Genomic DNA, 12,923 nt, shown 5'->3' with positions numbered 1-12,923 from the left:
TGCTGAGGTGGATCATCCGACTGCCCCCGACATGTCTGGCCAACCTTTAGGATCGGCGCTGTGACGAGGTTTGGTGGGTTCCCGCAAGACCGCATGATCGACTTCGAGAGCCTCATTGAATCGACGGAGGCTGCCGACGCCGGCACGGTACGGAGGTTACTTTCGCCGGGACCCGAGCGTGACACTCTCATTAGGGAGCAGCTGGAGCGGCTCCGGGCAAAGGCGGACAAGCTGCCCACGCTAGTCGAGGAACTCCGCGAGCTGATGGTAGGTCGAGACCTCACCCAGCTGATCAACTCCGTGGTGGTTCCGGCGATGACCCTCGGAATCACCGGCACCGAGAGTCTGGCCGATGTCGAGCTGACATCGACATGGGCAGCGAAGGTCGAATACCTTGTTGGCGTCGCGCTTTCGCTACCCGCCGACGGGGACGCCGACACCCCGCAGGATATAACGCAGCAGGTGGCAGCACTGATCAGCGACATCTTCGCCGCAGACCAAGGTCGCATGGTCGTCGAGTTCACTGCGAAAGCCGACATCAATGGCCCGGATCGGGAGATGCTTCTTCAGCAGTTGCGGCTGGAGTATCAGTGCGACAGGATGCCCGGCTACCCCACGCATCTCGAACATGTCGACACCGAGGTTTTCGGGCGCCACCGCGACTATTACATCCGCGCACTCGGTTTCGATCCCGCAGATGTGGTCCGGTCGACCAGAGTGCACGCGCGGGCGTTGAACCAGGCATTTCCGGCCGCGCGCGACGCGTTGGCCATCGAACTGGACAGCGATAACCCAGACCCTGCATCCACCATGGCGATGCTCGACGCACTGAACGCCATCACCCTGTGGACACCAGATGCTGTCGCGACCAGCACAGGCATTCCGATCGAGCAGGTCACCGCAATGCTGGAGTTCTTCTCTGCGACCTACGGCTGTCAACCAGAGTTTCGGGCACTTAGTCAACCGAACCGGGCACGCACGCACCCGTGTATCAAGCTCGATGACGGGACGTACTTCGTTCCGGACCTGTGGTCGTTATCGGCCGCCATCCACCAGCGCCTCGCGGTGGAACCCAAACGCGATGGCTTCGACCCGCAGAAATACCACAAGCACCGCCAGGACGCGCACGAACGCTTGGTCAACGGCGCACTAGAGCGGGTGTTTGGTATCGACAGCGTCCACGCGACGCAGCACTACGATCCCGCTTCCGGCCAGCACGGCGAGATCGACGCCCTCGTCGTCTCCGAGTGGCCACTTGCCGTCGAAGCTAAAGCGATTGCACTGACCGATCCAGGACGGCGAGGCGCCCCCGACCGAGTAGACAAGAAAATCAAGGAGATCCTCGGCAAGGCACTCGACCAAACCGATCGCGCCCTGAACTACATCCTGGACGAGGCTGGTCGTTCGTTCCGCCGCACAGCGAACGGACGGCCGGTCGAGCTACTCCCGATTAGGATCGCTGGTGGCACCGCCGTCATCGTGACGTTCGAGCGCATCGATCCGTTCGCATTCGGCGGACTAGCGGTATCGGGCTCCGTCAACCGGCCGACGTGGGTCGTCTCACTCACCGACCTGCTCATGGTTGCCGACATCCTCACCGATCCCGCGTCCTTCCACCACTACGCGCGCACACGCGCGGGCATGCACGCGGTCAAAGCATCGGTAGCCGCCGAATCAGACGCCCTCGGCGCATATCTCGTCGACCGCCTCACCATCCTGCATGACGTGCCTGCCGAGAATGCTGCGCGAATCGTCATCGCGGATTGGAGCGAAGCACTGAACGACTTCTACACTCGCCAGGAGTTGAGGTTGGACGCCCACAAGCCCACCGCTGGCGTCCCTGACGACATCATTACCGTGCTGTCGAACACCCTGGAACAAGAGGGCTGGGCCGAGTCCGTGAACGCGGTCATGAGCTCGCTGCCCGCGGTATGGAAGAAGTGGAAGAAGTTCCGGCGACGACACCGCAACGGTGGTACGTTCGCGCTCGCCGACCGCGTGTCTCTGGTTGCCGTCGCCGACAGTGGATCTGCCGTGGAACACATCGACGGTGCTATACGCGTACTCGTCCCGACTCTTGCACCCCAAGGTTCGGCGGCCGGACGACCGAACTCACCTCACGCGCACCGCTGAGTCTCAGAATGTTGGCGGATCCGCCAAATCACCGCCAATCATTTGAGACTCCGCCAAGACTTCTGAGGAACCTAGATGAGATGTCGCCAGGAGTTACTGGAAGTCGAATTCGCCGTCGGTCGCCCCCGCTACGAACGCCGACCACTCAATCTCGTTGAACCGCAAACGAACATCACCGGATGAGACGACCGTGTCAGGAGTATCGCACGTAACGCCAACGGCACCACTACGGCTGGGACGACCCGCCAAGACCTCCTGAACAAAGTCTGACCACTGTTCAGCCGTGAACGCGATGGTGCCCTGGCCATGGTGTTTGGCATGCCTGACGAACACCGTCGACGGAGTCGGGGCAACATCGACGCAGCCTTCACCGTTGCCGCTGTAACTGGAGGTCCGCCATGCCAGGCGGTCTACGGTGCTCATCGGTTGCTCCTATGCTCCAGTGCTACCAGCCGACTCTCGATCGCATCAACCGAGTCGGACTCGGACAGCGCGGCGGCGCACATCCGGTCAATGGCCATTTTATACAGCTCGACCTGGTCCTCCTCCTGGACATATAGAGCGCCAGCGGGGTATTCGATGTATCCGATACTTCGGGCAGACTCGAAGTTCAGAACGATGAAGTCACCGTCAAGGCCATCATGTACGGCTACATCGACGGGCATGACGTGGAGCTCTACATTCGGGAGCACAGCCAGCTCCAGCAAGTGCTCGAACTGCGGCTTCATGACCTGCGGGCCGCCTGCAATTCGATCGAGGACGTACTCCTCCATCACGACCCGCATACGCAGCGGATGTTCGCCGGTGAGGCGGTGACGGGCCATTCGCCCACGGACCACCTGCGGTGCGTCTGCAGGCGCGACTCGCAAGTGGCCCTCCAGCAGAGCGGCTGCGTATTCAGGCGTTTGCATCTGCCCCGGGAGATGTAGGGAGGTGTAGCAGTCCTGACTCTCGGCTAGCCCTTCGAGGCCGACGAAAGTCTTGAACCAGTTCGGAAAAACTGGACCGAAAGGCGCCCACCACGTGGCTTGGTCCGCCTGTCCGGCCAGGGCGGAGACCCGTTCTATGTGCGTGCGATCGGCCCCGAATGCCTCCAACAGGACGGCCACCTCGGTCGGCTGCTGCGTCGATTTGCCGGTCTCCAAGTAGTTGATCTTCGTTGCGGTGCAGTCGATCTTCTCGCCGGCCTGTTTTTGCGACATCCGAGCACTTTCGCGAGCGTCCTTGAGTTCCCGGCCGATCAGGAACCGAAGCGCGTTGGGATCAGATCGCCTACCCGTCTCAGTCACTCTGTCCTCCATGTTTACGGCAGTCGTCAGCACCATAGCGCGCGGACCGTGGCCAATCAGGCTATGTATTGCTGGATGTAAATTTACATACTAATCTGTAGACACGATTGTGGCGCAGATTACATTGCCTGCCAAATAGCTGAGCCGGGCCAAATTTTCACGATTACCAACAGACCGCCCGAGCTCAACCGAGATGGCGTATTAGCCGAGATAGGTTGCCTTGCAAGGGAGTTGATCAGAAATGGCTGCACCAACCATAGCCACGCGGCTGACCAGCGAATCGCTTCGAACCAGTGGTGTCCCGCCCGACGGCAGGAGCCACTCGCCCGAGGACGCGATTCAAGCTGCTCGTGCCAACGACCGCGCCCTCGATCCCCTGCCGCTCGCGTACGGATACCTGCGAGTCGATCTACTCGATAGCGTTGCCCTGATCCTTGGCGAGCAAAGACTGGTGACTGCCGCCTTCCAGCTGGGATGCCAGTTGGCTGCCGTCTTCTTGGAACCGGCACCACACTCGACGACTGTCCCACCTGCATTTCTCGATCTAGTGCAGGAATGCCGCCGATCCGAAGCCCACACTGTGATCACCGTCTGCGGGCACATGTCCGGAATGGCGGTGCCCCATACATGTCTCCTCGACATTCTCGCCCGACGCGCCGCTGCACAAGTGTGCGAGGTCGCGCTGTGACGACCGGCGGAGTCCGAGCCCCCTTGGCGTACGGCTTCCTCCGGTGCGACCGCTCCGGTGCCCACACCAGCGAGCACGTGAACGAGATCCGCAGGCTCGCAGCTCATCTCGCATTCGATCTGCGCGGCGTCCGGGTAACCGACACCGACACTGAGTTCGCCCGGCTGCTGGTCACCTTCGCGCCGTCAGGAATCACGTGTCTGCTGGTACCTCACATAGTGCATCTGACGGGGTGGATGGATGCGGCGCGGCGCGACGTGGATGTTTGGTCGCTCAAGCCGCTCGGACGCTGGCCACGCGAGGGGACCAAAAGCCGATCGGCGTTTCTGCCGGGCTCAGGTTGTAGCCGATGAACCCCAAGCGTGACGGAACCTGTGCGCTATGCCCCTATGGGAGGTATTCCGCACAGCGATTTTGTTGTCTTATAACGCTTTTCGCTATATGAGGAGGGTCTTACCAATGTCTGCATTCGTGTTGTTCTTGGTCGGCATCGGCGTGGGTAGCGCGGTGATGTGGCTGCTCCAGATGTGGCACACCGCACCCGGGGAACCCGCTCACCCCCGCAGAGAGCGCGATAGGGAGTGCTGGTCGGTGCAGCGCATCACTGCCCGCATCGAGCAAGAAGAACGCATCGCACCGCGCACTGGTCACCATGCTCGCGCGGTGAGCCCGGCCGCCGGTACTCGGCCGACCACGAGCTGGGCCGTCGTTGCCTCGGCGAGTTGAAGGGGCTGCCGATGTCTTCTCTGATTGACGCTGTCTACGACGCGCGTGACGCCGATGGGATGATCGAGCAACGGTGTCAGACATACCGGGAGTTGTTCGCGCTGAATGCGTTCCGGCATCCCGACCATGGTCGCATCGTCGCCGCGACCGGCCCTGATATGGCAGGGGTGGTCGCACCGCGCCCGCTCGCCGTGGCCGCCTACCGACTGCTGGCGGCCGGAACAGTGCCCGTGTTCGCGGTCGGCGAGCGGTGGGTGTTCCTGACCGAAGGCATGCCGGAGTCATTCAGCTCCCGCAGATTGTTGCTGTCCATACTGCGGCTGCCGGTCGTGGCGATCCTCGCACCGATACCGCTCGCGCTCCCCACCCCGGCATCAGCCTGCGTAGCTGGCTGTACACCCCGGACGGCCCCGCCCGGCAGCCTCTCGTCGCGGTGGTGACCGCACTGCAGATGGCGGCCACCCAACTCAGTTCCTAACCCGCTCAGGAGCAGGCCATGTCCGAGCAAACGCACCGCTCACCGCCGACCCCCGCCAATCTCTTCGTGCACGCCGACGGCGAGATGGCCGAGTACCTGTGCCAGGCCGAACCCCAAGGCATGACCGCACGTCGCGCGCAACAGTTGCAAGAACTGCACGACGGGCACACCCGCGACTGCAGGATCCTCGCAGCGGCCGAGCTTCACCTGCCTTGATCTGCCATGGAATTCGTTCACTCCCGCTCAATGGCTTGGAGGTCACTAGCTATGTTGCCGCAGCGCAAGCCCTGTCCACCAGCTCAGCAGAAGGCGCTGGGCTACATGAACCGCGAGCGGATTCCGGCCGGTGTAGACCCGGAGTCTATCGGAATGGTGATCCGCATCTGGGCCGAGGAGCAAGGATATCTTTGGGGTGGAACCTATTTGGCTACTTCCGACGACGAGCAGACCATAGCGGCATTAACCCGTGCTGCAGGCGGGCCCGACGTAGATGTGATCGTCGTGCCGAGCAGCAGGCACCTACCAGCTAGCCAGCACATGGTGGTCAGTGGAGACCGCCGCATCCGGGTAGTCGTCGTACGGTGACGTCGACAGGTGTGACCACACGCGCCCTTCGTGAGTGTGAACGATTCCCGAGCGTGTCGCTAGTGCCCTGATGGCGGCTGCTGTACCCGAATCTGGACGGTTGCGAGTCGGAGGTGTTCCAACGCGTCTGGTCAGTGCCGGGGCGGATCGGATCGCCGTCTGCACCGGTGACACCCCTTCTTCCGCCTGACTCGGTCTACATCCCGAGGTTGCCCGCTCCGCGCGAGAGAGAACCGGCGCCGCCGAGACGGGGCCACTCGCCGTACTGCGTCAATTTGCTGGGTCCGCGTGCAAATCTTCGACGACGAAATGGACGGTTACCGCAGCGGATGCGCACGGCACGCCGTGGGATCGCGTTCTAGCGCTGACGACGCGTCCGCACAGCTGCTGCCTTTGGCAGACGAGATATCGCCCGTCGCCGCTCTTGCGCAGTAGCTCTGGCCTTTTCGCGGGCGCTCTCGACCAGCTTCTTCCGGCGATCGGGCGACGGAACGCCGGCATCCGGCTTTGCTGCTACGCCGTTGGGTTCGGCTGAAGACGACGCTTGTCCCTGCGTGCGGGATTCTTCGGCGGCTGGTCTATTTTGCGCTGCGTCCGACGAGCGTCGCGCTCCGGACTCTTGCCTTGCGCCGCTGATCTCCTTTGCGTAGCGGCTGTGCCGGGCTTCGATGTCCCCAGCTTGGAAGCCTGACTGCTTGGAGCGCGGGTCGCAGTCGAAACACAGTCTGTTGTAGCGATCGGCCATGTAGCGAAATTCGCCGCAATGGTCGCACCAGTCGTTGAAGCTGCCGGAAACTGCCGGGGCGGGTGTTGGCGCCGGGTCAGGGTCGGTGTGGCTTTGTACCCAGGCGCTGATGATGGGCTTTGCATGTCGGTCGGCGTAGCGCCACTCCTGCCGGAAGATGCCACGTCCGTCCGTAGGGAAGTGTTCGGCCAGGTATTCGAGGCGCCCGTGCAACTGATCGGTGAGGGTATGTCCTGGTGGAAGTTCGGGCAGCCCGGAGCGGCCGAGGCTGCGGCATTCGCCGCACAGGCCGTCGTCGCCTCGTCCGGCCTGGGCGCGTTCGGTGTGCCGGTCGATGGCAGCGCGTTCCAGCCGACAGGACACACACAGCGTGGTGGACACGTGGATCAGGGCGTCGACGTCGTAGTCGTGCCGGTCAACGATCAGTTCCGCGCGTGCCACGCCTGGGTCGTCGCGTTCATCTCGGGTCAGGGCCTTCTCGTAGTCGTCGATGATCTTCGTGTTGGAGGTGCGGCTTCTCTTGTTCGGTGCAATGCGTTTGTCCGGGTCGATGTCCCGGCTGACTTTGCTCGCTCGTGGGACGATCGGTCCGTTGTCGGCCCTGGCGGGCGGTGGTTCGGGAATGTACTGGCGTTCTCCGGATTTCGGCACGCACGCTTCGATGAGGGGCCGGAATTGTTCGTTGTGGCGCCAGAGGTTGCGCAGTTTCGTGACCGCGACGGTGGGGGTCTTGAATCGCAGGGTGTTGGCGATCTCGACGATCATCGCCCACGTCGCATCATCGGTGCCGGCTTGCAGTTGGCGCAGTTGCGCTTTCGCGGCACGGAGGTCCTGGGCTGCGACCAGGGTGCGGATCGTGCGGATGGCATCAGCTTCGGTGGGGTTGCCCGAGGACGGGATCGAGGTGCTCATGGCGGCGCTCCCGTGATCAAAGCCGTCGTCGGCGTGGTCGGCCGCCTGATTTCGGCGGCTGTCGGCGTTTAGCCCGAGCTTGTTTCGCCGGTTGTACTGGTGGCGTGGGCCGTTCGCTGCCGGGGGTCTGAGTCAGGGTGATCCGGTTGGCGTCGCGACTAATCGCGCTGCCGGTTCGTCGCGGCGTAGGTGCGGTGGACGGCTGGTTGCGGTGGAGGGTATGCGGCCTGCCGGTGCGCAGGGCATCACGGAGCCCCCGCACGGTGGCGACGTCGTGTTCGAGTGAGCTCAGGTCGCGCTCGAAGGCCCGCATCTCCCGGACCACACTGTCTGGGAGCGAGACGTACGGCGCTGGTTGTTGGCCTGGTGTGGCCTCGAATGTGGCTGCTGCGGCTATTAATTCGTCGCAGGAGCGATAGAGGGATGGTGGGGTGTCGTAGACGGTGGTTCGGCCGTCCTCGCCGGTGTGGATGCGCTGGGCGTACCACTGGTGCTCGTCGAATCCGATCTGAATGAGGTGGCCGGCGCGTGTGAGGTTGCCGTACCTGTATCTGCCGGCCCCTCGGGTGAACTCGTCCACGCGCTGTTGGGCTTGGTCGGCGGCTTCGTCGAGCCAGGTGCTGGTTCGCGGCGGGGTCATCCAATCGATGTCGCTCTGTCGAACGCCTTGCCGGATCTCGTCCAGGCGTGATCCGACGGTGTCCGGCTGCTCCTCATCGATGTCCGGTCCACGGTCGGTCCGAGAGAGCCCGGCTCGATCGGTGAAGTCGACAATGTCGGTGTAGAGGTCATCCGCGCGTAGGTGATGCTCGAATCGGCGGCCTACCGCCCACGGGTTGGCATGGTCGATCAGGGTGTTTCGATACGCGTCACACAGCACGTCGTAGCGCACGTCGTCGAGCCAGGACTGTGCGGACGGGTCGACGGGAATCGCTGCGGTACCGAGCAATTGGTCGAGATGGCGTAGCTGGTCACCGAGCTCCCCTGCCGTCAGGTCGGTCCCGGTCATAAGAGGTCGTGCTGCGGCGCCACTGTGCGGGTCGGGTCCGGTGATGGTGATGTCCACCCGGCTCTCGGGGGCCGTCGCTGCTGCCCGGTCGATAAGCCATCGGCGCGCAGCCGACCAGCTCGGCAGCGACGCCCAGCTCGTGTGACCGGCGGCGCGATAGCTCGTCAGATATCCGTAGACGAAATCGATATGGTCTGGGGAGCCCGAGTCGCTGCCGATGCCCATGTCGGTACGTCGCGATTCGGCCAGTTCGCCTGCCATCAGCAAGTTTCGGACTTGGATAGGATTGGCCAGATCGGTGGTGCCGGTGCGTGTATAGTCCCCCGCGATCTGGTCGAGCATCTGTTGCATGCTTTCTGGGTTCTGCTCCCAGCGTTGCGCTGCAGTGGCTAGGTGGTCCCAGTGGTTGTTCCAGGGGGCTGGGGCGGCGCGCCAACGGTCGGTGATGGCGTCGATCTGCTCGGTGATCTGCTGCAGTTCGGTTTCGGAGACAATCGCCCAGTTCAGCGACCCGATCATGTAGTGGTAGAAGCGGAAGTCGTTGCGCAGCTGTTCTTCATTGAATCGTCCGTCGGGTGTGTGCGGTGTGTCGGCCATGACGGTGCCTCCTTGGTGGGTGTCGAGTGGGGTGCCTCCTCGGCGTTGTGGCGTGGGCTCGGAGCCCGGTCAAGGTCAGTTCTGCTGGTGTGTCGCGTGGTCGGTGGAATGCTGGGCATGGCGTTAACGGAGGTGTTCCAGATCCATTGCCTCAGAGGAAGATTCGGATCCGGTTGCGGAGGTGGTCCTGTAGTAGTGGCTGTGACGAGGAAGCAGGCGGTGGGTGGGTCGGTGTCGGTGAGTACCAGCGAGGCGAGCGGGCTGGTGGCGGGCTGGTTGTAGCGCAGGGATTTGGTGAATCGGCGGCCGTGGCCGATCAGTCCGGTGATCATGGTGTGCTCGAAGACCGATTCGAACGGGATCCAGTCAGTGCTCACGTTCATCAGGGCGATGCGGTCCGCGACCGCCACGCCGGCCGCTGTGACGCCGAAGGTGAGCAGCACGATCAGCTTGGAGTCCGGAAGGGCCTGGCGCAGTGCGAGTTCGGTAGCGAAGGCGTGGCGCAGGTGGGTGAAAGTGTCGGGCTCGATCATGAACGGACAGTCGGGGGCGTGTTTGATCAGCAGCTTGTGCCGTCCGAAACGGGCAGGGGCGATGTCCTTGACTTCGCCGAGGGCGAGCATGAGCTTGCGGTGCTTGCCGGTACCGACCAGCCGGGCGAACGCGGCGGTGCGGCGGGCAGCGATGTCGGCTTTCGCGGCGACGGTGAACGGTTCGGGTACCCAGAGCAGTTCGGATAGATCCCGGGTTTTGGTCGTTTTCGTTTCCGCTGCCATGAGTACGTATCGGCGGATCGCGGGCCAGCTGCGCCTGCCCGACATCGCCGGCACCCAGCGAACGAATTCGGCTTCGTCCCAGAGAAAGTGAAGCAATGCACGCAACGACAGCTTGGAGACGTCCACCTCGCCCGGCGCCTCGATACCACCGGTGTCGGCCTGGGCCGCGGCGCGACCTGTGCTGCGGGCCATAGGGAATCCGAGCGCGAGGCGTGTGAGTCCAGTGCTGGGTTGTTCACGAATCGCGGTGCCGAGCAGAGGCGCTAAGCCGGTCAATTCCATCGGCTGGGTGTAGGACGCGCATACGGAGGCATGATGTGGTCCGGTGCCAGGCATGCGTTTGAGCACGTATCGGCCACTGATGCGGGCGACGTACATATCGACCCCACCGGTTTCGCTTGCGCTGCACAAACATCGGGGACGGTGGTGGGGGCTGCAGTGCACCGCCGCCAGCAAGGGCTGCAAGTAGTCGTCGCCGACGCGGGCCCGGTCGATGATCTGATCGTCGATCGCGTACATCCCCTACCCCTCCGTACCCGGAACCATGCTGAGTGGCGTTGCGTGAGTGCCGATTTCGGCGGCGAGGTACTCGTCGACTCCCGCGTGTAGAGGCTGTGGATGATTCTGGTAGCGGCAGTGGTGGGGGCGGCAGGCGGAGAAGTCGCTGATACGTGTGAGGCGTTCGATCGCCGGCCACAGCCACTGGGTGTGCCAGGCGGTCATGTCCTCGCGCGGCAACTCGATGCTGTCGGGGCCACACCAGTAGGCGGCAGTGTGAGCCGCCATCAGGGCGGTGAGTTCTTCGACGACGACCTCGTGGCGGTACCAGCAGGCCGGTACGCGGGAGCCGAGTTGGTAGCGCTGGCGCAACCAGTCCACCCAGTCCAGAAGTTCGGCCCACAGCCGGGCGGCATCGCGCTGATCGATCTCACGCCAGCAATAGCGACACGGCTGCAGCGTCGATGGTGCCGGATTGCTCGGCTGCGGGCCTGGTTGTGTCAGTGGACTATTCATCACAGTCCCCTCCTTCCTTCTCGCGCGGTGGGCTGATTTGGTGATCCCCTGGGGGTGGGCGGCGCCCGGCGACGATGTCGTCGAAGGCGCGGGTGGAGGCGGTCACGGCTTCCCGCCACGTGCGGCGTTCCCAGACGCTGGGTAGGCGTAGCAGCATGGCGGGGGCGTTGCGGTAGATCAGCAAGCCGTGGTCGGTGCCCAGTTCGCGGATTTCGTCGGTGCGCAGCACGGTGTCGTCGTGCAGGGCGTAACTGCGCGAGCCTTCGTGCAGGCTCGCTTCCCAGCGGCGGCGTTCCCCGATCAGCCGCGAGAGCGCGGAAAGTTCCTCGACGCCGCGTAGGCCGGGCAGGATCAGCATGGCGGGTGCGGATTGGGCGAGGACTTTGCCGCCTTCGGCGCCCCATCGCAGTTCGTTCTGGTCTTGGTTGTGGGCGAAGGCCCACACTGTGATGCCTTTGCCGCCGGAGTCGGTCATGATCTGCGGCAGGTCGGGAATCGGTGCGACGTTGTTCATTTCGTCCAGCACCAGCCGCACGGGCGGATCTAGCCGCTTGCCGGGCAACAGCTGCGAAGCTCGGTCAGCGACGTAGTGCACTTCAGCGGCGAGGGCCGCGACGAACGGTGCCATCGACCGCGTGGTGCCTCGGGAGACGAGGTACAGGGTGTTCGCTCCCGAGAGCACGAATTCGCCGACGTCGAAGGACTGTTCGGCCGGTACGTCGACCGCCGCTAGGAGGGTCGGGGACGCTAAGGGCTCGAGCAGCCGGGAGGCGGCAGCGAGGACGTCGTCGCTCGATTCACTTGCCGAGGACAGGATTTGGTCGAGTTCGCTGGCCCAATCGGGCAGGGTGTCGGCGAGGATGTCGACGGGGGTGTGGTTGGTGCGTGCTGAAACCCACACGCGGACTTCGCGAATCGAGAGCCCGCGCAGCGCCGCGGCGTGCAGGCAGCACCGCAGCATGGTGGCAGCCTTCTGCTCGAAGTAGGCACCATTGCGTGTGCCTTCCAAGGGCATGGCGCGCGCGAGAGCATCTGCACGGCGGATCGCGGTGTCCGGGTCGGTGCAGCCGGTCAGGATGGACCAGGCGATGCCGTCGGGCCACCCAGTCAGATGCTCGGGATCGAACACCGCCACCGCGCCGCGAGCGGCTCGGTCCAGGAGCGTGGCGGCGACCAGGTCGGCTTTGGTGGTGGTGGCCAGAACGAAACCGGGTGCGTCGATGACGCGCTGCCAGGCGACCCGCCAGGTCTTGCCCGCGCCGGTGGGGCCGTGCACGATCACTCCGTCGCGGTGCTGCAACCACACGTGCCGGCGCGGCTGCTCGATCAGAGCACCGACATCCACCGCCAATGGCGGCGGGTTCGGTTTCCCTGGCCGTACAAGCCTTTTCACCGTGTCCGCCTGGGCAGGCGAATCTTTCGACGGGTCGGCCGCTGCCTTGCCAACCGGGGATACTCGTAGGCGGCCTTCTGCGCGGCGGAGTGCTCGTCGAGTGCGAGATGGTTCAGGTCGGCGGTGCCGGCGAGCCCGTCGCGATGGCGACGGTGCAGGCGGGCGTCGATTTCGCTGCCCGCCATGGCAATCGCCGTACACCACAGTCCGGCGACCAGGCCGATGCACAGCCAGGTCAGCCAGGCAGACCCCGGGCGCGGGTCGCTGGGCCACGCGGCGGCCGGATCGGCAGGTCGCGTCACCAGTCGGACCAAGGTCGCCGACATCTGTTCTGGTGCAACGATTCCGAATCCATGACCTGCGATTGCGCCGGAGACCGCGCCACCACCGAACACCCCCACCATGACGGCGGCGAGAAGGTACCCAGCCAGGGTCATCCCCGCCGGGAGGATAGGCTCGCGCCGCACGGGGTGCGGGATCCGTCCCCCATTCATTGCGGTTCGTCTTCCGGCTCATCGTCGTGGACGTTCGTGCGGGCAAGGTCGCGCAGCGACAGGGTGTCGGAAACTGTCTGCAGG

At 64.1% G+C, this 12,923-nt stretch carries 13 protein-coding genes; 5 read left to right on the top strand and 8 right to left on the bottom strand.

What is annotated here, in order from left to right; genetic code table 11:
- Positions 1–93: 93 nt before the first annotated feature.
- On the top strand, positions 94–2,133 hold the full coding sequence (locus OG326_RS21555; RefSeq protein ID WP_327138897.1) for a hypothetical protein: 2,040 nt from the start codon (positions 94–96) through the stop codon (positions 2,131–2,133).
- A 93-nt stretch (positions 2,134–2,226) separates the two neighbouring features.
- Here OG326_RS21555 and OG326_RS21550 read toward each other — a convergent pair whose 3' ends face one another.
- Positions 2,227–2,556: a DUF397 domain-containing protein gene (locus tag OG326_RS21550; protein WP_327138896.1), complete on the bottom strand. Its 330-nt coding sequence runs from the start codon at positions 2,554–2,556 to the stop codon at positions 2,227–2,229.
- Positions 2,553–3,422: a helix-turn-helix domain-containing protein gene (locus OG326_RS21545; protein WP_327138895.1), complete on the bottom strand. Its 870-nt coding sequence runs from the start codon at positions 3,420–3,422 to the stop codon at positions 2,553–2,555. The genes OG326_RS21550 and OG326_RS21545 overlap by 4 nt, the downstream gene beginning before the upstream one ends.
- 241 nt (positions 3,423–3,663) lie before the next feature.
- On the opposite strand from OG326_RS21545, the gene OG326_RS21540 reads away from it, so the two are divergent.
- The 4 genes from OG326_RS21540 (at position 3,664) to OG326_RS21525 (ending at position 5,899) form a co-directional block, all read left to right on the top strand.
- Positions 3,664–4,110 carry a hypothetical protein gene (locus OG326_RS21540; RefSeq protein WP_327138894.1) on the top strand — a complete coding sequence of 149 codons (447 nt, stop codon included), beginning with the start codon at positions 3,664–3,666 and terminating at the stop codon, positions 4,108–4,110.
- A gap of 737 nt (positions 4,111–4,847) precedes the next feature.
- Complete coding sequence (locus tag OG326_RS21535) at positions 4,848–5,276, top strand: hypothetical protein (protein WP_327138893.1); 429 nt, start codon at positions 4,848–4,850, stop codon at positions 5,274–5,276.
- Between the two features lie 56 nt (positions 5,277–5,332).
- The gene (locus tag OG326_RS21530; RefSeq protein ID WP_327138892.1) at positions 5,333–5,530 is read left to right on the top strand and encodes a hypothetical protein; all 198 of its coding nucleotides are present in this window, start codon (positions 5,333–5,335) and stop codon (positions 5,528–5,530) included.
- Between the two features lie 51 nt (positions 5,531–5,581).
- A complete protein-coding gene (locus OG326_RS21525; RefSeq protein WP_327138891.1) occupies positions 5,582–5,899 on the top strand; it encodes a hypothetical protein in 318 nt (105 codons plus the stop codon).
- A 358-nt stretch (positions 5,900–6,257) separates the two neighbouring features.
- On the opposite strand, the gene OG326_RS21520 is transcribed toward OG326_RS21525, so the two are convergent.
- The 6 genes from OG326_RS21520 to OG326_RS21495 are packed head-to-tail and all read right to left on the bottom strand — an operon-like array spanning position 6,258 to position 12,782.
- A complete protein-coding gene (locus tag OG326_RS21520; protein WP_327138890.1) occupies positions 6,258–7,556 on the bottom strand; it encodes a hypothetical protein in 1,299 nt (432 codons plus the stop codon).
- Between the two features lie 16 nt (positions 7,557–7,572).
- Positions 7,573–9,162 (bottom strand): hypothetical protein, encoded by a 1,590-nt coding sequence (locus tag OG326_RS21515; protein ID WP_327138889.1) that lies wholly within the window; start codon positions 9,160–9,162, stop codon positions 7,573–7,575.
- Positions 9,081–10,457 (bottom strand): DUF1173 family protein, encoded by a 1,377-nt coding sequence (locus OG326_RS21510; RefSeq protein ID WP_327138888.1) that lies wholly within the window; start codon positions 10,455–10,457, stop codon positions 9,081–9,083. The genes OG326_RS21515 and OG326_RS21510 overlap by 82 nt, the downstream gene beginning before the upstream one ends.
- Positions 10,458–10,460: 3 nt before the next feature.
- On the bottom strand, positions 10,461–10,952 hold the full coding sequence (locus OG326_RS21505; RefSeq protein ID WP_327138887.1) for a hypothetical protein: 492 nt from the start codon (positions 10,950–10,952) through the stop codon (positions 10,461–10,463).
- On the bottom strand, positions 10,945–12,345 hold the full coding sequence (locus OG326_RS21500) for a type IV secretory system conjugative DNA transfer family protein (protein WP_327138886.1): 1,401 nt from the start codon (positions 12,343–12,345) through the stop codon (positions 10,945–10,947). Before OG326_RS21500 ends, OG326_RS21505 begins: the two co-directional genes overlap by 8 nt.
- On the bottom strand, positions 12,342–12,782 hold the full coding sequence (locus tag OG326_RS21495; protein WP_327138885.1) for a hypothetical protein: 441 nt from the start codon (positions 12,780–12,782) through the stop codon (positions 12,342–12,344). The genes OG326_RS21500 and OG326_RS21495 overlap by 4 nt, the downstream gene beginning before the upstream one ends.
- Positions 12,783–12,923: the final 141 nt, after the last annotated feature.

The organism is Nocardia sp. NBC_01327 (assembly GCF_035958815.1).
Taxonomy (GTDB): Bacteria; Actinomycetota; Actinomycetes; order Mycobacteriales; family Mycobacteriaceae; genus Nocardia.
The sequence above is the reverse complement of the archived record's forward strand: the minus strand, read 5'-3'. Positions and strand labels throughout refer to the sequence as shown.